This is a genomic window from Acidiphilium sp. 34-64-41 (assembly GCF_002282635.1).
Classification (GTDB): Bacteria; Pseudomonadota; Alphaproteobacteria; order Acetobacterales; family Acetobacteraceae; genus Acidiphilium; species Acidiphilium rubrum.
Genome location: NZ_NCJX01000061.1, coordinates 16,106 through 38,599, shown reverse-complemented (window position 1 = coordinate 38,599; position 22,494 = coordinate 16,106). Strand labels below are relative to the sequence as shown.

21 protein-coding genes and 3 pseudogenes are annotated in these 22,494 nt (G+C 63.8%); 12 read left to right on the top strand and 12 right to left on the bottom strand.

What is annotated here, in order from left to right; genetic code table 11:
• Positions 1 to 99: 99 nt before the first annotated feature.
• The gene (locus B7X49_RS12745) at positions 100 to 705 is read right to left on the bottom strand and encodes a chemotaxis protein CheB (protein WP_286839664.1); all 606 of its coding nucleotides are present in this window, start codon (positions 703 to 705) and stop codon (positions 100 to 102) included.
• Between the two features lie 127 nt (positions 706 to 832).
• A pseudogene (locus B7X49_RS12740) lies at positions 833 to 2,391 on the bottom strand (phosphoglucomutase, alpha-D-glucose phosphate-specific).
• A gap of 481 nt (positions 2,392 to 2,872) precedes the next feature.
• Between B7X49_RS12740 and B7X49_RS12735 the strand changes: the two are divergent.
• Positions 2,873 to 5,260, top strand: a complete 2,388-nt coding sequence (locus B7X49_RS12735; RefSeq protein WP_286839662.1) for a 1-deoxy-D-xylulose-5-phosphate synthase N-terminal domain-containing protein — start codon at positions 2,873 to 2,875, stop codon at positions 5,258 to 5,260.
• Positions 5,261 to 5,517: 257 nt separating this feature from the next.
• Here the strand turns inward: B7X49_RS12735 and B7X49_RS12730 are convergent.
• The 3 genes and pseudogenes from B7X49_RS12730 to B7X49_RS12720 form a co-directional block, all read right to left on the bottom strand.
• Positions 5,518 to 6,346 (bottom strand): annotated as a pseudogene (locus B7X49_RS12730) (glutathione synthase).
• 31 nt (positions 6,347 to 6,377) lie between these two features.
• Positions 6,378 to 6,689 carry a hypothetical protein gene (locus tag B7X49_RS12725; RefSeq protein ID WP_286839659.1) on the bottom strand — a complete coding sequence of 104 codons (312 nt, stop codon included), beginning with the start codon at positions 6,687 to 6,689 and terminating at the stop codon, positions 6,378 to 6,380.
• A 29-nt stretch (positions 6,690 to 6,718) separates the two neighbouring features.
• On the bottom strand, positions 6,719 to 7,174 hold the full coding sequence (locus B7X49_RS12720) for a polymer-forming cytoskeletal protein (protein ID WP_029313763.1): 456 nt from the start codon (positions 7,172 to 7,174) through the stop codon (positions 6,719 to 6,721).
• A gap of 369 nt (positions 7,175 to 7,543) precedes the next feature.
• On the opposite strand from B7X49_RS12720, the gene B7X49_RS12715 reads away from it, so the two are divergent.
• The 10 genes from B7X49_RS12715 to hpf all read left to right on the top strand — a co-directional run bounded on the left by B7X49_RS12715 (position 7,544) and on the right by hpf (position 16,597).
• Positions 7,544 to 8,527, top strand: a complete 984-nt coding sequence (locus tag B7X49_RS12715) for an adenosine kinase (protein WP_286703630.1) — start codon at positions 7,544 to 7,546, stop codon at positions 8,525 to 8,527.
• 185 nt (positions 8,528 to 8,712) lie between these two features.
• Positions 8,713 to 8,898: a Flp family type IVb pilin gene (locus tag B7X49_RS12710; protein WP_286703631.1), complete on the top strand. Its 186-nt coding sequence runs from the start codon at positions 8,713 to 8,715 to the stop codon at positions 8,896 to 8,898.
• A 5-nt stretch (positions 8,899 to 8,903) separates the two neighbouring features.
• Positions 8,904 to 9,068, top strand: a complete 165-nt coding sequence (locus tag B7X49_RS12705) for a Flp family type IVb pilin (RefSeq protein WP_324504003.1) — start codon at positions 8,904 to 8,906, stop codon at positions 9,066 to 9,068.
• A gap of 47 nt (positions 9,069 to 9,115) precedes the next feature.
• Positions 9,116 to 9,928 carry a Flp pilus assembly protein CpaB gene (gene cpaB / locus B7X49_RS12700; RefSeq protein WP_286839655.1) on the top strand — a complete coding sequence of 271 codons (813 nt, stop codon included), beginning with the start codon at positions 9,116 to 9,118 and terminating at the stop codon, positions 9,926 to 9,928.
• Positions 9,929 to 9,963: 35 nt separating this feature from the next.
• A complete protein-coding gene (locus B7X49_RS12695) occupies positions 9,964 to 11,124 on the top strand; it encodes a pilus assembly protein CpaE (RefSeq protein WP_286703633.1) in 1,161 nt (386 codons plus the stop codon).
• On the top strand, positions 11,121 to 12,476 hold the full coding sequence (locus tag B7X49_RS12690; protein WP_286703634.1) for a CpaF family protein: 1,356 nt from the start codon (positions 11,121 to 11,123) through the stop codon (positions 12,474 to 12,476). The genes B7X49_RS12695 and B7X49_RS12690 overlap by 4 nt, the downstream gene beginning before the upstream one ends.
• The gene (locus tag B7X49_RS12685; protein ID WP_286703635.1) at positions 12,473 to 13,429 is read left to right on the top strand and encodes a type II secretion system F family protein; all 957 of its coding nucleotides are present in this window, start codon (positions 12,473 to 12,475) and stop codon (positions 13,427 to 13,429) included. The genes B7X49_RS12690 and B7X49_RS12685 overlap by 4 nt, the downstream gene beginning before the upstream one ends.
• 6 nt (positions 13,430 to 13,435) lie before the next feature.
• Positions 13,436 to 14,353, top strand: a complete 918-nt coding sequence (locus B7X49_RS12680) for a type II secretion system F family protein (protein ID WP_286703636.1) — start codon at positions 13,436 to 13,438, stop codon at positions 14,351 to 14,353.
• Between the two features lie 97 nt (positions 14,354 to 14,450).
• Entirely contained in the window at positions 14,451 to 15,932 is a 1,482-nt protein-coding gene (gene rpoN / locus B7X49_RS12675) for an RNA polymerase factor sigma-54 (RefSeq protein WP_286703637.1), read from the top strand.
• 50 nt (positions 15,933 to 15,982) lie between these two features.
• Positions 15,983 to 16,597: a ribosome hibernation-promoting factor, HPF/YfiA family gene (gene hpf / locus B7X49_RS12670; RefSeq protein WP_029313774.1), complete on the top strand. Its 615-nt coding sequence runs from the start codon at positions 15,983 to 15,985 to the stop codon at positions 16,595 to 16,597.
• Positions 16,598 to 16,646: 49 nt separating this feature from the next.
• On the opposite strand, the gene B7X49_RS12665 is transcribed toward hpf, so the two are convergent.
• Together B7X49_RS12665 and B7X49_RS12660 are read right to left on the bottom strand one after the other, a co-directional pair.
• Positions 16,647 to 16,904 carry a high-potential iron-sulfur protein gene (locus B7X49_RS12665; protein WP_286703638.1) on the bottom strand — a complete coding sequence of 86 codons (258 nt, stop codon included), beginning with the start codon at positions 16,902 to 16,904 and terminating at the stop codon, positions 16,647 to 16,649.
• Positions 16,905 to 16,913: 9 nt separating this feature from the next.
• Complete coding sequence (locus tag B7X49_RS12660) at positions 16,914 to 17,756, bottom strand: N-acetylmuramoyl-L-alanine amidase (protein ID WP_286703639.1); 843 nt, start codon at positions 17,754 to 17,756, stop codon at positions 16,914 to 16,916.
• Positions 17,757 to 17,956: 200 nt separating this feature from the next.
• Here B7X49_RS12660 and B7X49_RS12655 point away from each other — a divergent pair, with 200 nt between their 5' ends.
• Positions 17,957 to 18,376, top strand: a complete 420-nt coding sequence (locus tag B7X49_RS12655; protein WP_286703640.1) for a DUF2177 family protein — start codon at positions 17,957 to 17,959, stop codon at positions 18,374 to 18,376.
• A gap of 33 nt (positions 18,377 to 18,409) precedes the next feature.
• On the opposite strand, the gene B7X49_RS12650 is transcribed toward B7X49_RS12655, so the two are convergent.
• From B7X49_RS12650 to B7X49_RS12630, 5 genes and pseudogenes are all read right to left on the bottom strand, one after another.
• Entirely contained in the window at positions 18,410 to 18,613 is a 204-nt protein-coding gene (locus B7X49_RS12650; protein ID WP_286703641.1) for a hypothetical protein, read from the bottom strand.
• Positions 18,614 to 18,847: 234 nt separating this feature from the next.
• Complete coding sequence (locus tag B7X49_RS12645) at positions 18,848 to 20,311, bottom strand: NADP-dependent isocitrate dehydrogenase (RefSeq protein ID WP_286703642.1); 1,464 nt, start codon at positions 20,309 to 20,311, stop codon at positions 18,848 to 18,850.
• Between the two features lie 121 nt (positions 20,312 to 20,432).
• Positions 20,433 to 21,341 carry a hypothetical protein gene (locus tag B7X49_RS12640; RefSeq protein WP_286839645.1) on the bottom strand — a complete coding sequence of 303 codons (909 nt, stop codon included), beginning with the start codon at positions 21,339 to 21,341 and terminating at the stop codon, positions 20,433 to 20,435.
• On the bottom strand, positions 21,341 to 21,892 hold the full coding sequence (locus B7X49_RS12635) for a peroxiredoxin (RefSeq protein WP_286703644.1): 552 nt from the start codon (positions 21,890 to 21,892) through the stop codon (positions 21,341 to 21,343). The genes B7X49_RS12640 and B7X49_RS12635 overlap by 1 nt, the downstream gene beginning before the upstream one ends.
• 321 nt (positions 21,893 to 22,213) lie before the next feature.
• A pseudogene (locus B7X49_RS12630) lies at positions 22,214 to 22,465 on the bottom strand (IS1380 family transposase); the annotation flags it as partial.
• Positions 22,466 to 22,494: the final 29 nt, after the last annotated feature.

The following is a 22,494-nucleotide window of genomic DNA, read 5'->3' as shown; positions in this document are numbered from 1 at the left end:
AAAGCAGCCAAAACGATCACCATGACGATCGGCAGGGTAAAAATCAATATACCGGTCAGCGCGATCAGATATTCGCCGATCCACAGCGTGACTATCCAGTTAAAGACCAGTACCGACAGATACAAAACCGGCCCCATTCGACCCCAGAAACCCGAAAACGCTGCCGGCCGCAACGGTGAAGCTGATGCCGTCCACAGCCGTCTTGTCGCCGAACTGCTTGGTCACCCTTTCGAGACACAGGCTCAAGACCACCACAATGGCGCGGGCGCCGCACGATTCCGCGATCGAGTGCAGCAGAAAATCGAACGGCAGCCGCATGCCGTGCCGCTCGATCGGTTGCGTGACCCGCAGCATGTCGTGGTCGACCGCGAGGTAGCGCCCCGGCGGAATGACATAGACATGATCGGGTTCGAGCATCATGCCATGGGAAGCCTCGATCACCGGTATCGCGGTATGACGGGCCAGCAGTTCGACCATCAAGCTCTGATGCGTCGGGTCCAGATGCTGCACCAGAATAAACGCCATGCCGGTTTCGCTCGCCAGATCCATGCCGGTTTCGCTCGCCAGATGGTCGAGGATGCGGCCGAACGCTTCGAGCCCGCCCGCAGACGCGCCTAACGCAACAACCGCGAAATGACTGCCGGCTGCGGCCTGCTGTGGCGCGGCGCTCGACTTGCCGGCTTGCGAGGGTCCGATTTCCGCCATTTGATGAGATCTTTCATCATTCAAACCGTTACTGAGCGGAGTGTACACTCATATGGACAATAACAATATTTTGTCCATCTTTTCCGGCGCGGTAACGAAGCAGCCAGGCGCGCCGTTGGCGCTTTGGCTACAAATCCTCGAACAACCGCCCGATCAGCGCCTGCGCCTCCTGCTGCACGGCTTTCAGGTGCTGATCACTCAGAAAACTCTCCGCATAGATTTTATAGACATCCTCCGTCCCGGATGGCCGCGCGGCGAACCACGCGTTCTCGGTCGTGAGCTTGATGCCGCCGAGCGCCGCGTCATTGCCCGGTGCGCGGTTGAGTTTCGCGGTGATCGGCTCACCAGCCAGCGTGGTCGCCGTGATCGCCGCGGGGTCGAGCTTCGAGAGCACCGCTTTCTGCGCGCGCGACGCCGGCGCATCGATCCGCTCGTAATGCGACGTGCCCAGACCCTCGGTGATTTCGGCGTAATACTGGTTGGGGTCCTTGCCGGTCACCGCCGTCATCTCGGCGGCGAGCAGCGCCAGGATCAACCCGTCCTTGTCGGTCGTCCAGACCGCACCATCCCGCCGCAGAAACGATGCCCCCGCACTCTCCTCGCCGCCGAACACCAGCGAGCCATCGATCAGCCCGGCGCTGAACCATTTGAACCCGACCGGCACTTCGGTCAGGCGCCGTCCCTGGCGTGCCACCACCCGATCGATCATCGCGCTCGAAACCGCGGTCTTGCCGACCGCACCGCCCGCCTGCCAGTCCGGCCGATGGGTGCACAAATACCCGATCGCGGCAGCCAGATAGGCGTTGGACGGCATCAACCCGACGGAGGGGCAGACGATGCCGTGGCGATCCGCATCCGGATCGGTCGCGCAGGCGATATCGAAGCGCTCGCGCAGCGCGATCAGCTTGGCCATCGCGAAGGGCGAGGAGCATCGATGATCGGCTGCCAATACGCACACGCAGCACCGCCGAGCGGATCGATGCCGATCCGCACCCCCGAACGCTGGATCGCCGCCATGTCGATCACCGCGCCGAGATCGGCGACATAGGGGGTGATGTAATCATGGGCATGCACACAGGCGGCGCGCCTCGCGTGCTCGAAACCGATCCGGCGAACCCCCTGGTTCCCTGCTGCCAGATAGGCGTTGGCCATGCGCTCGATCGCGCCGGTGACATCGACATCCGCCGGCCCGCCGTTCGGCGGATTATACTTGAACCCGCCATCCTCCGGCGGATTATGCGAGGGGCTGATCACGATGCCGTCCGCCAGCCCGCTGGTCCGGCCGCGATTATAACCGATGATGGCATGGGAGATCACCGGCGTCGGCGTATAACCGCCGTCCTGATCGATCATGGTCTCGACCTCGTTGGCCGCCAGCACCTCGATCGCGCTGGTGAACGCGGCTTCGGACAGCGCGTGGGTATCCATGCCGATGAACAGCGGCCCGGTGATGCCGGCACCGCGCCGATGATCGCACACCGCCTGGGTGATCGCGAGGATATGGTCCTCGTTGAAGCCGCTCGCGCGCGCATTGCCGCGATGGCCGGAGGTGCCGAACGCAACCCGCTGCGCTGTCACCGCGGGGTCCGGCTTCATCGCGTAATAGGCGGTCATCAGGCGGGGTATATTGACCAGCAGCGATGCCGGCACGGGCTGGCCGGCCAGCGGATTGATGCGCGGTGTCATGGGTTCGGTGTCATTGGTTCGGACATGGCGACCTCGGGCGACCTCGAATGATGATCGATCACCCCTACACCGTGATCCGCCATCTCGCCACCCGGCAGTTGATACGAAATCGGCGCTCGTGGATGTAGCTCTGACGATAATTATCAGTCATCCACGAGCGCCCTTTATCGCGGCGCGTTTGTCCTCGGCGCGTCTGCCCGGTTATGCTCGCTCAAATAACCCTGTCTCGGTAGCCATTCGGTAAAATCCGTTTCGAAAACTCTTCGTCGTTTCGATAGCGCCGAGGTACCCTGACCGCCGGGATTCGTCTGTGACCTGCGTCACATCGCTACGAATAATTTGCGGCATCATGTCTGCTCCTTCCGAGCGCGATGACTTTTCGTACCGGCACAATGTGTTTTTTGATGGGCGCGCGCCGCACGCGTTCCTTGATCGTGTCGCAATTCCATCTACAGTCAGCCTTCCAGCTCAGGGATTGGAAATGGACAAATTCGTCGCCGACCAGCTTCGCGATGCCAGCGCATCGGCCCCGACGGCCGATTACGCCGCCTTGCGCCAGATCGAACGCAAGCTGCTCTGGCTGTCGTCATGGATGATCCATAACGCCAACCACATCCGCCCGAATCGCGATGGTTTGAAAGTCGGCGGCCATCAGGCCTCCTGCGCCTCGGTCGTTTCGATCATGACGGCGCTGTATTTCCACATGCTCCGCCCGCAGGACCGCGTCGCGGTGAAGCCGCACGCCGGGCCGGTGCTGCACGCCATCAATTACCTGCTCGGCCGCCAGACCGTCGACATGATGCAGGGCTTGCGCCAGGTCGGCGGCGCGCAGGCCTATCCCTCGCGCGTCAAGGACGGCGGCGAGATCGATTTCTCGACCGGCTCGGTCGGCCTTGGTGTTGCGATCACCTCCTTCGCCGGGCTGATCCAGGATTATCTGCGCGCCCACGACATGACCCCGACCGATCGCCCGGCGTCGCGTCATGTCGCGATCGCCGGCGATGCCGAACTCGACGAGGGCAATATCTACGAGGCCTTGCTCGAAGGCTGGAAACACGACGTCCGCGATGTGTGGTGGGTGGTCGACTACAACCGCCAGAGCCTCGACAGCGTCATGCCGGACCGCCTGTTCGGCCGGTTCGAAGGCCTGTTCCGCGACATGGGCTGGAACGTGATGAGCCTGAAATACGGCAAGGCGCTGGAAGCCGCCTTCCGCAAACCCGGCGGCGCCGCGCTGCGCGCCTGGATCGATGATTGCCCCAACTCGCTCTACTCGGCCCTCACCTTCCAGGGCGGCGCGGCCTGGCGGCAGGCGCTGGTGGCCGACCTCGGCCGCTCGCGCGGCGTGCGAGCCATCATCGATCCGGTGTCGGATGACGCACTCGCCCTGCTGATGACCAACCTCGCCGGTCACGACCTGCCCACGTTGATCGAGGCGTTCACCGAAGCCGCCCATTCCGACCAGCCGACCTGCTTTCTGGCCTACACCACCAAAGGCGCCGGCCTGCCGTTCGCCGGCCACAAGGACAACCACTCCGGCCTGATGAACGAAGACCAGATGGATGCGTTCCGCACCCTGATGAACATTCGCGAAGGCCATGAATGGGACCCCTATGAGGGCATCGCCGCGCCCGAAACGCTGCGTCACTTCGTTGCAAGCGTTCCCTTCGCGGCAAAACTCTCGCCTGCCGGGCGCGTGCTGAGTGCGCCGCTCGTGCCGGTGCCCGCCACCTTGCCGCACGCACCCAGCGCCGGGCGCAAAATGTCCACCCAGGGCGCGTTCGGCGAAATGCTGTCGGAAATCGGCCGTGGCGAAGGCGACTGCGCCGATCTCGCCAAACACATCGTCACCATGAGCCCGGATGTCACGGTCTCGACCAGCCTCGGCCCCTGGGTCAACCGGCGCGGCGTGTTCGACCGGCACACCCGCAACGATGTGTTCCGCGACGCCAAACTCGCCTCCGCCCAGCGCTGGGGCATGAGCCCGGAAGGTCAGCATATCGAACTCGGCATCGCCGAACAGAACTTGTTCCTGCTGCTCGCCGCCGCCGGCCTCGCCGGCCCGATGCAGGGCACCCGCCTGCTGCCGATCGGCACGGTGTACGACCCGTTCGTCAACCGCGGCCACGATGCGCTGGTATATGGCTGCTATCAGGACGCACGGTTCATGCTGGTCGCCACCCCATCCGGCATCACCCTCGCCCCGGAAGGCGGCCAGCACCAATCCACCAACACCCCGCTGCTCGGCATGGTGCAGGACCGCATCGCCGCCTACGAACCCGCCTACGCCGATGAATTCGCCATATTGTTCCGCCACGGGTTCGACTGGATGCAACGCCCCGAAGGCTCCTCGGTCTGGTTCCGCCTGTCCACCCGGCAACTCGATCAACCCCACCGCACGATCGACCCCGCCGCCGTCATCGCCGGCGCACACTGGATCAAGCCGCCCATCCCCGGCGCGGGGATCGCAATTCTCTACCAGGGCGCCGTCGCCCCCGAAGCCGAAGCCGCCTTCGCCGCCCTGCTCGAAGACGCACCCGACGCCGGGTTGATGGCGATCACCAGCCCCGACCGCCTGTTCGCCAACTGGCGCGCCGCCCAGACCGCCCGCCGCGAGGGCCGGCACGACACACCCTCCCACATCGAAACACTGCTCGCCCCGCTCGCCCCCGGCGCCGCCCTGGTCACCGTGCTCGATGGCCACCCGAGCACCCACGCCTGGCTCGGCGGCGTGCGCGGCCAACGCATCCACACCCTCGGCCCCGACCACTTCGGCCAGTCAGGCGATATCCCCGACCTCTACCGCATCTACGGCATCGACGAAGACGCCATCCTCAACGCCTGCGCCGCTGCGATGCTGACGCCGTAGCGAGGGGCTTGGGGTGGGTGCCTTAAGGTAAGCAAGGCGGGGGGCTTTGCCCCCTCGACCCCCACTAAGGGCTTAGCCCTTAGAACCCGCTAGTTTTAGGCAAGGGGAGGGCGCGGCCTCGGTGGTTCCGTCGATCTGGCGTGCGTCGCCCTCCCCTTGCCTAAAACTAATGGATTTTAAAGGCTCCGCCTTTAACGGGGTCCAGGGGCAGAGCCCCTGGCCTTGCTTCCCTCAGGGCACCCGCCCCAAGACCATTGCTACCGCTTCGCTTCGATGCGGTCCCAGATGGCGCTGGCGAGGTCGGTGCCGCCGAAGCGGGCGACTTGTTGGATGCCGGTGGGGGAGGTGACGTTGATTTCGGTCAGGTAATTACCGATGACGTCGATGCCGGTGAACAGCAGGCCGCGTTCTTTGAGGGTGGGGCCGATGCGTTCGCAGATTTCGCGATCGCGGGCGGTCAGTTCGGTTGGGCGGGCGACGCCGCCGGCGTGCATGTTCGAGCGTGCATCGCCTTCGACGGGCACGCGGTTGATGGCGCCGAGGGCTTCGCCGTCGATCAGGATGATCCGTTTATCGCCGGCCCGCACGGCGGGTTCGTAGCGTTGGATCATCAGGGGTTCGCGTGAGATGCCGAAATGCATGTCCATCAGCGCGCCGAGGTTTTCATCGTCGGGTTTGATCCGGAAGATCCCGGCGCCGCCGTTGCCGAACAGCGGTTTGACGATGATAGGCGGCGGGATCGTTGACGACGAGGGTTTTGGGGTGGATGTGCTCGAGCAGGTGGGTTGCGGTGATGTAGGCCATATCGAACGGCGGGTCCTGGCGCATCAGCACGACATCCATGCTGCCCAGATCGATTACTTGTGCCGCGCCGGCGGTGAAATGGGCGCCGCGGTTCCGCTCGACCGTGACGGGGCGAACCCGGGCGCGCAGTGCGCCGGCTTCGAGCCACAGATCGGAGACGAGGTAGTGCCACAGGCTGTGGCCCCGGCGTTGCGCCTCGAGCATGAGGGCGAAGCTGGAGTCACCGTCGATATCGATGCTTTCCATCGGGTCCATCTGGACCGCGACCTGTAGACCGCTCATGCGCCCTCCGTTTCGTGTTGCGCTGTCTCTATCAGGAGGGCCGGTTCTGTTCCAGACTGGCGACGCATGAGGATTCCGAGACGCCGCGCGGCATCGGCATCGCCGCCCGCACCTGTGGTGCGCCGTTCGGCCCTGGGTACAGGATCAGGTTGAGCCGGCAGAGTGCCGAGTGATACAGCCAGACCTGGGCCGAGCCATCGATTCGCTGGAGTGCCGGGCGACCGAAATTGGCCTGCAGGCCACCGATGGTCGCACCGACCAAGGTGATCGGCGCGGCGTTGGTGGCCGCGCCGGTCGCTGCGCGCGGCGCCGGCGCACTGCATCCGGCCAAACCAAGGGCCATCAGCATCACGCCAGCGCACACGCATTGCCTCATTCGGACTTGGCGGCGCCTTCGGTGATCATTTCGATGCGGCCGGTGATCTGGCCGCCGTCTTCCACCTGCAGGCGGCGGCAGCGGGCGGTGCCGAGCACGCGACCGGTCGCGCGCACGATCAGGGCGTGGCGGGCGGTGAGCGTGCCATCGATCGTGCCGGCGATTTCGGCTTCCTCGACTTCGACTTCACCTTTGAAGATGCCGCCTTGCGCGATCGACAGCTCGGTGGCGTTGATCATGGTCGCCTCGACCGTGCCTTCCACCACCAGGCGTTCGGCGTCCTGCACGACGCCCTGCACGCTGATGCCGCGGCCGACCACGAGGGTGCGCCGCTCAGCGGTATCGGGCGAGCGGCCCATCGGCGGGCGGAAACTCGCACCCGGCATCGGCGAGGCCGGGGGCACGGCGGGAGTCGGGGTCGGTTGATTGGGGGCGAAGGGCGATCTTGCCATGGGCGTCTCCTGTTCGGTCGGCGTTTCGGCGGATAAAGGGGGGGCGGGGCGAAATTCAGGCATGCTCAACCCGTCATCGACAGCGGCCTGGGACGGCCCCTCGTTTGCCTTCGGTTGGGTCGGTTGCTCGTCGCGTTTTCTGAAACTGATCACGGAACCTCCACTCGCATCGCGCTGAGCGGAGCTAGCACGCTCGCCGCGCAACCGACAATCGGCAACGCGCAAAAAACCCATGTTTCGCCGCAAGGTTCCGCAATCCTATCAAGTTTCCGATCCGCAATCCTTTGTCCATCTGGGACGCAAATTTGGTTCTTGGCGCGGCTGATGATACGCGGCCTTTATTCCCGCAACATTCGTCAGGACCATCGCATGAGCACGCTGCGCTACGACATCATCGGCATCGGTAACGCCATTGTGGATGTGCTGGCCCTGACGCCCGATGATTTTCTGGATCGCCATGACATGCGCAAAGGCAGCATGGCCCTGATCGACGCAGCGACCGCCGAGCGCCTGTCCCACGCCATGCCGGCGGGCAAGACCGCCTCGGGTGGCTCCGTTGCCAACACCTGCGCCGTCGCCGCGGGGCTTGGCGCTCGCGTCGCGTTTCTGGGCAAGGTCGCGGATGACGCGCTGGGTGAAGCGTTCGCGGCCGATCTGCGCGCCATCGGCGTCGATTTTCCGACCGCACCGGCCACCGGCGGCGGCGCACCGACGGCGCGCTGCCTCATTCTGGTCACCGCCGACGGCCAGCGCACCATGAACACCTACCTGGGTGCGTGCGTCGATTTCTCGGCCGCCGACCTCGATGCGGATGCGATCGGCGCTTCTGCGATTCTGTATTTGGAGGGTTATTTGTTCGACCCGCCGCACGCGCAAGCGGCGTTTCGCGCGGCAGCGCAGATGGCGCGTGCGGCGGGTCGCAAGGTCGCGCTGTCGCTGTCCGATGCGTTCTGCGTCGATCGCCACCGGGCCGGATTTCTGGATTTGCTGGGCAGTGTCGATATATTGTTCGCCAACGAGGCCGAGATTTGCGCGTTGTTCGAGCAGAACGAGTTCGAAAGCGCCGCCAACGTGGCCGCGCAGACGGTTCCGCTGGCGGTGCTGACGCGGAGCGAGGCCGGCAGCGTGATCATTGCCGGCGCCGCGCGGCATCATGCCGAGGCGGTGCCGACGGTGGTGTTGGATACGACCGGCGCCGGCGATGCCTATGCCGCGGGATTTCTGACCGCTTTTGCGCGTGGCGATGCGCTGCCATCCTGTGCGGCGCTCGCCAGTGCAGCCGCCGCGGCGGCCATTGCCCAGATCGGCGCACGGCCGGATGCGGCGACACTGGCGCGGATCGCGGTTGGCTGAGCCTGCCGCCGCAAAATTTCCAATTAGCGTTAACCGTTTGGCAACTCTCTCCTGACTATATGAGCGCATGAACTCCAGAGCCTGCCCTTCCGCCGAAGGCGCAGGCTCCCGCCAGTAAAATCCTGGCAATATGCATTCATCATCGCCGCCTGCGGGCTACCCGCGTGGCCGAAGGAGATTAAACCATGCTGGACTATACCAGAACCTGGCTCGCGGTGCGAGGCATCACGCTGTTCAACGACAAGCGCGCCGTGACGGCGCTGGAATATGGGATGATTGCTGCGTTGATTGCGGCGGTGATCATCGGCGTTGTCAGCACGATTGGCGGCCAGCTGAATACTGCATTCAATAATGTAAGTGCAAAGTTATAGAAAAATTGCGCTATCAATTTAAAATACCCGGATTGTTATCTAGCCGATCGGGTGTAACGGCGATCGAGTATGCTCTGATTGCCGGGTTGATCGCCGCCGTCATCATCGGAACTGTAACAGTATTGGGAACCCACCTGACGGTTGCTTACAACAGTGTAACGAAGTTCTAGTGAATTCGCTGTCAGCCGCGCCAACGCCGTAAGCCAAGGTATCGAATATGCTCCTCCGAATATCCTTGTTTATTGTTTTGGCGCTCGGTCTGGCGGGTTTTGGCACAGTGGCTTGGCTGGATCTCCGTCCCGCCAAGCCACAGGCCGTCGCCGTTCAGAAAATCCTGCTGCTCGCCACCGCCCATGCACTCCGCGCCGGCAGCCTCATCCAGCCGGCTGATTTCACCACTATCGTCCGCGCCGGCGGCGCGCCACCGGCCAATGCCGTGCTCGATACGCCGGCCAATCGCTCCGCCTACACCGGTGCCATGGTCCGCCGGCCGCTCGAGGCCGGCGCGACCATCGAAGCCGGCGAAGTCATCCGCCCCGGCGACCACGGCTTCCTCGCGGCCGTGCTGCAACCCGGCATGCGCGCTATCTCTGTCGGCGTGGATGCGATCACCGGCACTGCCGGGCTGATCTGGCCGGGCGACCATGTCGACCTCATCCTGACCCAGAACCTCTCCGCCCCGAATCTGCCGCCGGCGAAGAGCGTCGCCGCCGAAACCGTCCTGTCGGATGTCCGGGTCATCGCGATCGATCAACGACTGGTTCAAGGTGCCAACACTCAGCGCAAGGAAGCCGCGATGGCCCGCACCGTCACGCTCGAAGTCACACCCGATGAGGCTGAACGCGTCGACGTCGCAGCCCGGCTCGGCCCCCTATCGCTGATCGTGCGCCCCACCGACTCGCCGGCACGCCCGCTGCTCATCCCTCCGCCGCCGGTCTACAGCGGTCAGGTTTCACCGGCCCTGGCCGCGGTCAGCGCGCCGATGTCCGGCCGGAGCATGACGATCTACCAGACATCCCTGCCGCAATGACGGCGTTTGAAAGCACTCTCCCTGGCGGCCCATTCATGACGCCCGTATCGGCGGGGATTGCAGAGCGCCCTGATTTCATCGGCTTCGTGCGTGATACCGAAACTGCCCATATCCTTCGCGCCGCGCTCGGACCCGCGTTCCCGGCCGGCCTCATTCTGCATCAATTAGGCTTCCGGCAATCGATCGATTGGCTCGGCGGCATCGCGACCCCCCGAACGATCCTGATCGACATTTCCGGTGAGGATCAGCCGCTGTCGGCCGTGGTACAGCTCGAAGCCGTCGTTGACCCCGGAACAAGAGTGCTGGTGATCGGTGAAAACCGCAGCGTCAGCTTCTATCGCAGCCTGACCCGCAATCTGGGCGTCAAGGAATATCTGCCGAAACCGCTCGATGCCAACATGGTGCAACGTGAGTTCCTGCCCTGGGCGACCGGCGCCGAACCGCAAGCCGAACCAGCCCGCGGCGGCGCCGTGGTCGCGCTGTGCGGCGCGGGTGGTGGGGTCGGCGTGACCACGATCGCCGCCAATCTGGCCTGGCTGATCGGCGGCGAAACCCGGCGCCACACAATTTTACTCGATGCCGATCTTCATCGCGGCAGCGCCGCCTTGTTCGCCAATGTGCCGCCCAGCACCGGCTTGCGTCACGCCCTCGAAGCGCCGGACCGGATCGATCCGCTGCTGATCGAGCGTGCCGCCCATCCGGCGACCGAGCGGCTGCACGTTCTGGCCGCCGAAGAGCCCTTGACCGAACAATGGACCCACCGGATCGGCGGCGGCCGCGCCCTCGCGGTCGCGCTGCGACAGCGCTACAATTTTGTGCTCGCCGACATCCCGGCCCACCCGCTTGGCTTTGCAGGCGAAATCTTGGCACTCGCCCAGCAGCGCGTCCTGATCATCGAAGCGACGGCGCAGAGCGTACGCCTGGCACAATCGTGGATGGCGCTGCCAGCCGGTGCCATGCAGACCAGCCGGCCCGTCCTGATCCTGAATAAATATCAAAAGCGCCGGGGGCTCACCGCAGCGCAGATCGAAGCTGAACTCGGCGTCGCCGTTGCGGTCACCGTGCCGGATATGGGCCCCAATGCGGCGCGGGCCGCCGACCTTGGCGAAAGCCTGATCGCGACGAAAGGCAAATTTCGGGACGCGATTCTGCGTTTGGCCAGAATCATCGGTGCCGCCCCCGGCGGGGCCGCATGATGGAGGGGATGCCGGTCTTCGGCCGCCGCCCAAGCGAACCATCGCTTGCTGTCGCCCCGCCCGGCACTGAACCGGCGGCGGGCATCCGGCAGGAAGATGTCGACTTGATCCGCACGCTGTGCCTGACGAAGATCGACGCCTCGGTGATCGCGACGCTCTCGCCGCCCCGACTGCTCAACACGGTCGAGGTGATGCTCGCCGAGTTGGCAACCGAGCACCGCATTCAACTCAACAGCCGCGAGCAGCATCAGATCGCCAACGAACTGGTCGATGACATGCTGGGCCTCGGCCCGCTCGAACCGCTGCTCGAGGACGATACCATCACCGACATCATGGTGAACGGCCCTGACCGCGTGTTCGCCGAAAAACGCGGCAAGCTGCAGCAACTTCCGGTGCGGTTCCGCGATTCCGCGCATCTCGCCAACATCTGCCAGCGCATCGCCGCCTCGGTCGGGCGCCGGGTCGATGAATCATCGCCGATGGTCGATGCACGGTTGAAGGACGGCTCTCGCGTGAACATCGTGCTGCCGCCTCTGGCGATCGATGGCCCCTGCCTCTCGATCCGTAAATTCGCCAAAAAGCCGATCAGTTTCGCCAGGCTGATCGAGTATGGCTCATTGACGCCGTCGATCGCGCGGATCCTGGAAATCGCGGCGCGGTGCCGGCTCAATGTGGTGATCTCGGGCGGCACCGGATCGGGCAAGACCACCATGATGAACGCCATGAGCAGCTTCATCGATCCGGCCGAACGCATTGTCACGGTCGAGGACGCGGCCGAACTGCAATTGCAGCAGCCGCATATCGTGCGGCTCGAAACCAGGCCGCTCAATCTTGAAGGCAAAGGCGAGATCAATCAGCGCGACCTGTTGCGCAACGCGCTCCGCATGCGCCCCGATCGGATCATCATCGGCGAGGTGCGCGGACCTGAAGCGTTCGACATGCTGCAGGCGATGAACACAGGCCACGACGGTTCGATGTCGACCATTCACGCGAACAACACGCGCGACGCGCTCGCCCGCATCGAGAACATGGTGCAAATGGCCAGCATGGGCCTGTCGCCCCGCGCCATCCGGATGCAGGTGGTATCGGCCGTCAATCTGATCGTGCAGGTCGAGCGCCAGCGCGACGGCGGCAGGCGGGTGATTCAGCTTACCGAAATCGCCGGCATCGAAGGCGAAACGCCGCTGCTCAACGACATTTTCAAATATGAAACGCAAGGCGAGGATGCCACAGGCCGCCTGCTGGGCAAATATATCGTCTCACGCACCCGGTCGAGCTTCCATGAGCGCCTGACCTATTTCGGCCTCGCGCGTCCCTGGGCCGCGGCACTCGAGGAAGCCAGCCTCGGATGAGTCATCTGCCGCTGTTGCTCGCAGTCAGCTTGATCATGACGGCAGGGCTGGTTCTGGTCGGATTGAACGTCTGGCAGGCCGACCGGGCACAACGCCGCCTCGCCGGGCGGCTCGATCGGGTAACCAACGGACTCGTCATCGTCGAATCCGATGAAAAACCCAAAGCGGTCAATCCCTTCGCACGATTCATCGCGCCGTTCGCAAAACTGCTCCAGGTCTTCGGCATCGATCTGCTGCGCGCACCGGATTATCCGGCACCATGGTGGCTCATTCTGCTGATCAGCATTGGGGCGGCGCGTGTCGTCGTCATGCTGATCGCCATGGTGGTGGGCAGCATCGGACTGCTGATGTGGCCCGTGATGGGCGTCGTGATCGCCCGGTCGGTGTTCGGGACCATCCACGCCAAGCGGTCCTCAGCACTACTCAACCAATTCCCCGATACTCTGGCGACGATCGTGCGCTGCGTACGGGTCGGCATTCCGGTGCAGGAGGCGTTGCGGATCATCGGGCGCGACATGCCTAAACCCACCGGCGCCGAATTCACGCGCATCGCGGACCAGGTCGCGATCGGCACGCCGCTCGATCAGGCGCTGCGCAGCCTCGCGGAGCGTTCGCGGTTGGCCGAATACGGGTTTTTCGCAACCGCTCTGAGTTTGCAGGCCCGCGCTGGCGGTGGCCTGGCCCAGACCCTCGAGACCCTTTCGGAGGTCATCCGCAAGCGGGTGGCGATGAAGGCGCGCGGTTATGCACTCGCGGCTGAGGCGCGCACCAGCGCACTTATTCTCGGCGCAATCCCGATCGTTGCGGGACTCGGTATCGAGCTGATTCAGCCAAACTATCTCAATGTGCTGTTCACCACCCAGAAGGGGCATGTCATCTTCGGGGCGGCCGTCGGCATGCTGGTCATGGGGACGCTGGCCATGCGCTCGATCATCCGGCGCAGCCTGAGCTGATCGATCATGGCGCTGCTGTATGTCGGGGTCCCGGCGTTTTTCCTGCTGATCGCCGCGATCGCCATACTCATGCTCAAGCTGGTGATCGAAGAGGAAAAACTGGCAAGGCGCATCGCGCGCGCCGGTGGCTTGTCGGTCGCCGCCGAGACCGAAGCGGACCGTCCGCCCGTTCATATCCGGATCATCGTCGGGCTTGGGTTTGCCGTCGCGCGCAGCGGCTTGCTGAGCGCCAAGACACTGGCGGATCTGCGCCATACGCTGCGCATGGCCGGCATCAGGGATCAGGGGGCGCTGGGCCTATTCGTTGGTGCGAAACTGCTGATGTTCATTGGATTGCCGGCGATGGCTTTCGGATCGCTCCATCTCATCCATCTCAGCAAGATTCCTGAAATCGGGTTGATCGGCGGTGCCGCGATCGTCGGGCTGTTGGGGCCGGACATGATCATTCAGCAGAGACGCAAGCGCTTCGTCAAACGGGTCGAGGCCGGACTTGCCGATGCGCTCGATCTGATGGTGATCTGCGCCGATGCCGGCCTGAGCCTGGAGCCAGGGTTGGCCCGCGTCGCCAACGAGATCCGCGAAACCCACCCGGCGGTCGCGCAGGAGCTGACCATCACCTCGAACGAGATGCGGATCGGCAATCAGGTGCGCGACGCGCTCACCGCCCTTGGTACCCGAACGGGTCTCGACAGTCTCAAACGCCTGGGATCGACACTGATCCAGACGATCCAATACGGCACGCCGCTGACCCAGGCGCTGCGGACGCTATCCGCCGAACTGCGTCAGGAGCAGCTGACCCGGTTCGAGGAACGGGCGGCCCGCCTGCCGGTGCTCCTGACCTTGCCGATGATCATTTTCATCCTGCCCTGCGTATTTCTGATCGTCGGCGGCCCGGCGATCCTGAAAGTGATGGCCGTATTCTGACCGTGCGCCCCCATCGGCGCGACCCCCATGCAAAAATCGCACCATCAGGCCCGCCCGCGATATTCCAAAGGGTTACGGATGTTGGTATGATCCATGCATGTCATTGGGACCACGGCTCGATCTAAGGCAGACGCAATCGCTGGTCATGACCCCGCAACTGCGGCAGGCCATCCAGTTGTTGCAGTTCACCAATACCGAGGTCAATCAATTCATCGAGGATGAATTGCTGAAAAACCCGCTGATCGAGCGGGACGATGCGGAGCAACCCGCACCACAGGCGGCCGGCCTGCCTGATAACGCCAACGCACCCGATCCCGCACCACCCGCGCCGATCGGCGATGCCCAGACGATCGATGCGGACCCTGGCGGCGTTCAGGCACCGCTCGATGCCGACTTTTCCAATGTCTACGATGCCGGTACCGGCTCCGATGGTGGTCGCGATGCCGGCATGGGCTTCGAGGATGATGATTGGATCGGCCAGATCGCCGATCGGCCGCCCGATCTGCGCGAGCATCTGGAACAGCAGATCAGGCTTGCCTTCCCCGATCTGGCGCAGCGCCGGATCGCGTCCGCCCTGCTGATGGCGCTCGATCCCTCGGGGCGGCTGGTCGATCCACCGGAAGCGATCGCCACCGCCCTGGGTGTGGCGCTCGAAGCGCTGGAAGCTGTGCGCCAGACCATGCTGCGGTTCGACCCGACCGGCATTTTTGCCCGCGATCTGGCCGAATGCCTTGCGGTGCAGCTTGCCGAGCGCAACCGGCTCGACCCGGCGATGGCGGCACTGGTCGCCAATCTGGAGTTACTCGCCAGACGCGATCATCGCAGCCTGATGGAGCTGTGCGGCGTCGATGCCGAAGATCTGCGCGATATGATTGCCGAACTCAAGCGCCTGAACCCCAAGCCCGGCGCCGGGTTCGATGCCGGCCCGATCACGCCGCTGATCCCCGACGTGCTGATGCGCCCGGGTCCGGACGGCGACTACATGCTGGAACTCAACCCGGAAACCATGCCGCGCGTGCTGATCCGGCGCGGCTTTCATGCGCGCATGGCGGCGAAGGCCTCCCGTGAGACTAGGCAATTCCTGTCGGACCGGATTCAGAGCGCCAATTGGCTGATCCGTGCCCTGGAATCGCGCGCCGATACGATTTTGCGGGTGGCCGGCGAGATCGTGCAGCATCAGGAAGGTTTTTTTCGCCTCGGCATCGGCTTTCTTAAGCCGCTCACCCTGCGCGAAGTCGCCGCGGCGCTCGAGATCCACGAGAGCACGGTCAGCCGCGTGACCTCGAACAAAGTGATCGCGACGCCACGCGGCATTTTCGAGATGAAATTCTTTTTCACCACTGCACTTTCGGGCGCGAACGGCGAAAGCCACAGCGCGGAGGCGGTGCGTCACCGGATTGCCGCCCTCGTCGAGGCCGAACCGGCCAACGTTGTCCTGTCTGACGATGCTCTGGCCAAATTGTTACAAAAGGAAGGCATAGACATCGCGCGCCGAACTGTGGCCAAATACCGCGAGGCGATGCGCATTCCCGGCTCGGCGCAGCGCAAGCGGGACAAGGGGCTTTCGGCCGAACCCTGAGCCCGGCACGGTCGAGAACGGGCAACGCGCTAACAACAAGGATCCTGGCGATGCAAATCACGGTCTCCGGCAAACAAGTCGATCTGTCCGATGCGCTGCGCGTCCATGTGGCCAATCACCTGGACGTTATTTCCACGAAATATTTCGATCATGCGCTCGAAGCGAACGTTACGTTCAGCCGCGCCCGCAGTTTTTTTACCTGCGACATCAACGTGCACGCCGCCCGCGGCCTCACCCTGCGCGGCGAAGGCGAAGCGGCCGATGCCCATGCCGCGTTCGACGATGCCGCCGAGCATATCGCGAAACGACTGCGCCGCTACCGCCGTCGGGTGAACGAGCACGCCCGCGAGATCGCCGGGCGCGAACGGCCGGAGGCGGCGCGCCAATATGTGTTGCAGGAGGTCTACGAGCGCGAGGACGCGCCGGCCCCGAACGGTGCGGCCCATGATCTGGCCACCGGACCGGACACCGGCCCGCACGCGGCGGTGGTCGCCGAGGCTCTGACCGAGATCGCCTTCCTGTCGGTCAGCGAGGCGGTGATGCGGATGGATTTGGCGGATCAGCCGGTGTTGATGTTCCGCAACTCGGCCAATCGCGCCCTCAACGTGGTTTATCGGCGCAGTGATGGCAATATCGGCTGGATCGACAGTTCCACGGCCGGGTAGCCATGGGGGCCATGTCGGGGGTGTTCAGGCCCCTGGCATGGACAGGGGTTCACCGGCGGGCGTAAAAATAACAATGGCCGGTTGGCATGATCGGTCCGGCGACCAGTTGGCAGCGCCCGACGCGTGCGGGTGCGGCGTGGTCGGGGCGGAAGAACTGGCAGGTCGCGCAGTCATTGCCGTCGGTGCCGTGGTGGTCGGTGTAGCCGGCGGCATGGGGTGATTCGAGCGTGTCGGCCAACAGCGCGCGCGTCGAGGCGAGCCAGACGAAACCACCAAGACCGAGTGTGACGCGGCGGCGCTTGGGCACGGCACAGCCTCAGAGATTGGCGACGGCGTGCTGTTTGGCGAGGAACCAGGCATCGACCGCCGCCTTCATCGAGCCCGCGATGCGCTCGCGGAACGCATTGGTGCGCAGCGCCGCCTCATCCTGCGGGTTCGACAGGAAGGCGGTTTCGACCAGCACGCTCGGGATGGCGGAGGATTGCAGGACCGCGAAGGTCGCGTGCCGGGCCGGATTTTGCAGCATGGTGACTTCGCGGGCCAGGGACCCGACCATTTTTTGCTGCAACAGCAGTGATTCGATTTTCGTGCTGTGCGCCATCAGGCTGAACAGGATTTTGCCCACCTGGGGCGAGACACCGCGAAACGTCGGGTTTGATATGCGTTCGACGCTGTTTTCCGAACTGGCGATGGTGGCGGCGAGCCGGTCCGACGCTTTATCGGAAAACGTATAGACGCTGGCGCCGCGCACGGTTGTATTGGGGGCGACCGAGTTGGCATGCATCGATAGGAACAGGGCGGCCTTATGTTTTTCGGCGATATCGACCCGGGTTTGCAGCGGAATGAAGATGTCCCGCGCCCTGGTCATGACCACCTCGTAGCCGCCGCGCTGCAAGGCATGGCGCAGATCCCAGGCGGCCGACAGGGCGATGTTTTTTTCGAACAGATCGCCGTTACCGATGCAGCCGGGATCGTGGCCGCCGTGGCCCGGATCGATCACGACGAGGCGATTTCTGGTGGCCTCGCGATAGGCCGCCGGCGTGATCATCCTGGCCTGATCGCGCCCGGCCGCGCGCGCAAGTGCTGACTGCATCCACAAGGGCAGGCTGATCGTGGCCTTGACCCCGGCATCGAGCAGAAAACGCCGTGAAAAACTCATTGAAAACCTCCGTCCGCCCAGGCGGCACAATTCTCGCTTCCAGGGTGACGTGCCACCTATTTGTCAGCAACGCACGTTAAATCATTGAAATTAACAGGGAGTTGATCGATATGTGGGCTTCCGTGTTATCGTCGGCATGATTTCGCTTGCGCTCGTGCAGGGGCGACGCATATCGAAGGTCAACAGGAACTGGATATGCCATGCGTGGACGGATTGGACTTTATTGCGCGACCTTGATTGCGTTTCTGGTGATGGATGCGATCTGGCTGAGTTTGACCAGCACGCCAATCTATCGCGCGACGCTCGGTGGTATTCTGCTGACCGGGTTCAAACCGGTGCCGGCGCTCGCGGTGTATCTGCTTGAAGTGCTAGGGCTGATGGTCTTCGTGATGCCACGTGCACAAGCGAGCGGGCGGGCTTCGAGCGCGCTCGGGTACGGCGCGCTGTTCGGGATTTTTACCTATGGTCTCTATGATCTGACCAATGATGCGACCTTGCAGCACTGGACGCTGGAACTCACGTTGATCGATATGGCGTGGGGTGCGGTGGTGTGCGGCGTTGCGTCGATGATCGGTTGGCTGGTTATACGGCGGTTCACCAGGCAGCGTATTTTCACATAAGACAATCCGTGAGCCGAGGCGGACCGACGAAAATCAGGCCGCTTTGGCGTGCTTGGCGGAAGTCTGGTGTGCTTCGGTCGATTGCTTCAGCGCTGTTTCCGCGAGGCCATGCGCCTTCTGCGAATGGTCGAGCGATGCTTTGTGGTCGCCCTTCTGCGCGTGTTCGGCTGCCATGTGATGGGCCTTGGCAGCGTCTTCGTGCGATTTTGCGGCGGTGTTGTGGTTGGTTTCGGCCATGACTGGTCTCCTTGTTGATGGTGTCCGCCTGATGGCGGTGAAACCGGACAAGAACGCCCCGGGCGGCGGCAGGCGGTGATACGGCGGGACAATATTCATCCCGAGATCATCGCCTGCGCCCCGATAATTCGACTTAATCCTGATAGAAACAAGCAGCGTAGCGGTTACAAATATTTATGGAGTTTTGACCAATATTTATTGATTACAATCAATTTCTGTAATCAACTGCAACCCTCAGCCCTCGCCCTGGGGACGTTCGAAGGCGTCCTTGCCGTCGAAGCGCTGAAGTTTTTCCACATGCATCCACGCGTGGTTCTGGCCGATCTTGCCGACCAGGTCGGCGATGCCTTGCGGCACGTTGCCTTCGGCGGGGGTGAGCAGCATGAAACGGCAGTCGAAATGATCGACCAGAAAGGTCTGGCCGCCGGTCGAGGGCCAGACCTGGACGCCGCGGTTGGAAATCGAATCGAGGCGCAGCGCGCTGCCTTCGGCGATCTTGGTCAGTGAATCGCCGAGGTCGGCGGCGGAAAGATCGCTTTCGATGAAGACATCGACGCCGATCAGTTCCCGGCTCTTCGGTTCGGTATGGGCGGTGAGGTTGGGCCAGGGTGTGAGGTGCAGCGGACGATATTCGCGTGAGGCCAGATTGCTGCTGCGGCCGAGATTGTCGATGATCTGCCCCACGAATTTATCGGTGCCCACGCCGTGGCCGCGCGGCGAGAGATCGCCGGTGAGGTTTTCGCCTTCGGCCAGAGTGATGAACAGCGCCTGTTCGATGGTGGCGGCGGTCTCGAAGGCGCCGATGTGGCGCAGCATCATGATGGCGGCGGAGAGCAGCGCGGTGGGGTTGGCGAGACCCTTGCCGGCGATCTGCGGGGCGGAGCCGTGGACCGCTTCGAAAATGGCGGCGTGGTCGCCAAGATTGGCCGAGGGGGCGATGCCGAGGCCGCCGACCAGGCCGGCCGCGAGGTCGGAAATGATGTCGCCGTTCATGTTCGAGGTGACGATCACGTCGAATTGCTCAGGGGCGATGACCAACTGGTGGGCGCAATTGTCGATGATGATGTGGTCCTGCGCGATGCTGGGGTATTCCGGGCCGACCTGCTCGAAGACGCGCTTCATCATGCCCTCGGTGAGTTTCATGATGTTGGCCTTGGTGGCGCAGGTGAGTTTTTTGCGGTCTTCCGCGAGGGCGAGGCCGAAGGCGGCGCGGATGATGCGCTCGCAGCCCGGGCGGGTCATGAGTTTGAGGCATTGGGCGACATCGGGCGTCTGCATATGTTCGATGCCGGCGTAGACGTCTTCGACGTTTTCGCGGACGATCACCATGTCGATGCCGCGCCCGGTGAAGGGCGTCTTGATGCCGGGGAGTTCACGCACCGGGCGGATGTTGGCGTAGAGTTCGAAATGTTTGCGTAACGTGACATTGGCGGATTTGGCGCCGTAGCCGACCGGGGTTTCCAGCGGGCCTTTCAGGGCGAGGGCGTTGCGGGCGATGCTGTCGAGGGTTTCGCGCGGTGCTCCGGAGGGGATGTTTTTTTTGAAAGCCTCGGCGCCGGCTTCGGCGATTTCCCACTCGATCGGGGCGTTGGCGGCCTCGAAAATGCGGCGGGTCGCGTCGAACACTTCAGGGCCGATGCCGTCCCCCGGCATGGCGGTGACGCGGGTTTTGGTGATGGTGGGATGAGTGTTGTTCATCGGTGATCCCCTGTTTGGTTCGGTGCGCGTCCTATACGCCGCACCGGGCGGGTGCGCTACCGCAGTGCGGTATAACAGGGTCGGGTTACCAATTGGTATTGTTGCGGTCGTCGCGATTTCGTCAGCCGAGCGGCAGGAAGCGGTAGTCCATGATGGCGGGCCTTCCGGCATTGGTGGCGGCGCGGTGCGAGGCGATGTTCAGGCGTTGGATGGTCCCGGTGATCAGGGTGTCGCTGCCGTGCGTGGTCGCGAGCCGGGCCGCTAGCAAGCGTTGGGCTTGGGCGGCGATGCCGCGGCCGCGGTGGGCGGGGGCGAGGATTTCCTCGATCATCACATGGCCGTGCAGCCAGTCGATCGGGCCGGGTTCGGTGGCGATGAGGCCGGCGATGGCGCCGTCGATGGTGATGAAATCGAGCGTGCCGTCGGCGTGGCAGGCGGCGAGTTCGGCGGTGTCGGCGGGGTGCAGTTCGGCGGCGACCGTGGGGTGATCGGCTGCGAAGGCGTCGTACCAGGCGGCGACCTCTGCGGCGGCATCGGCGGGGTTTGGGCAGGGTTGCAGGGCGACGCGTGGGGTGGTCGGGGTTTCGGCCATGACCCCTGCGCGGCCGACGTGGATGGACTGGTCGATCACGGCGCCGGCGAAGTCGGGTTGATTTGTGGCGAGCACGCGGAATTGCGTGGGGTTGAAGCGGGACCAGGCAGCGGTGATGGCGGTGCGCCACGCGGGCAGGTCGATCGGGCCGGTCCAGGCGAGGAGTTCGACGAAGGGTTTCGTGATGTGCTGGCCGTAGAAGCGGATGCCGCCGAGCAGATCGCCGGATGGGGTCGGGATGATTTTATGAAGGTAATCGGCAGGGTGAATGCCCGGCAAATCGATGTGATCGGCGAACAGCGCGGCGAAATCAGGGTCGGTGCGGCGGGATAATTGCTGGTCGAGCCAGGGCGAAATGGTCTCCGTCGGAAGACCGAGGTGGGTGAAGCGGGCGATGGTGGCGGGGGTGAAGTCAGGCGACCGGTTCGGTGTGGTCATCAGGCGGGCGGGTGATTGGCGTCCCACGCTTTTACCGCTGCCATGGTTGTGGCGACGTGGTGGTCCGGGTTTTCGGAGCGGTAGGTTGCGATGATTTTATGGTTGGGGGCGATGACGTAGCTGATGCGGTCCGCGTAGTGGGAGTCGCCGGGCATGACGGCGTGGAAGCTGCGGCTGATGGCGCCGGATTTGTCGGAGGCGACGGGGAAGCGGCTGCGGCAGTCGCTGACCGAGAATTTTTTCAGGATGGCGACGCCGTCCATCGAGACACCGATGACGGTGGCGTGCAGCGCGTGGAAGGCAGGCATGGCGGTGGCGAAATCATGCGCCTCGATGGTGCAGCCGGCGGTGAAGGCGGCGGGGTAGAAATAGAGCACGACGGGGCCGGATTTGAGCGCGTGGTCAAGATTGAAGTGGAAGGTCTTGCCGGCCATCGTGGCGGTTGCCGAGAAATCGGGGGCGGTGGCGCCGGGGGCGAGTGGTGCCGCGTAGGCCGGCGCGGCGCTGGCGAGGCCGAGGGCAAGCAAAATGGCGGCGGCGGATTTCGACATGAGGCGCTCCCGTGGTTGACGCGGTTATTTGCAGGCACATGGGGTGCAATTCGGGACGTGCCAGAGGACATTGTGGACCTTGGGGTCAAACGGGAAGTCTTCTTGTTTATGAAAAAAAGCAAGAAATTTGTGTTTGTTTGGGGGACTGACGTTGGGGCGGCGCTATCGACGCGCGGTGGGCTTAAATTGATGGGCAATCAAAGGGTACTCATCGGGCGTCAGTGATCCACCACGCGATCTCCGTCGTTTTCGATGAGGGGACCCATCCAACCTGACATCGTGGGTTCGTGACCGTTCTCCGGCCAATCTGAGCTGGCAGCGCAGTCTGGCCAGGATATAGCCAAGAATCGCTTGATCCGGCACCGATTGCGGCGGATGCAGGCGAATTGATTTTTTCACTGTCTCGATCCGTACGGCGAATGTGGTCGGGCGCACGCCCAAGGTATCGAATTGGATGCCACGTCGGCGCGACCGGCGCGGCATCAGGGAGCGAAAACACCACGCGCCGTGGACGGCATCGAAGGTGTCGTCGCTGTCGAGGATCATCCGGTTGCACGCTGCGGAAACGCACGAAATAATGCCCCGCGATCGCCAGGCCGATG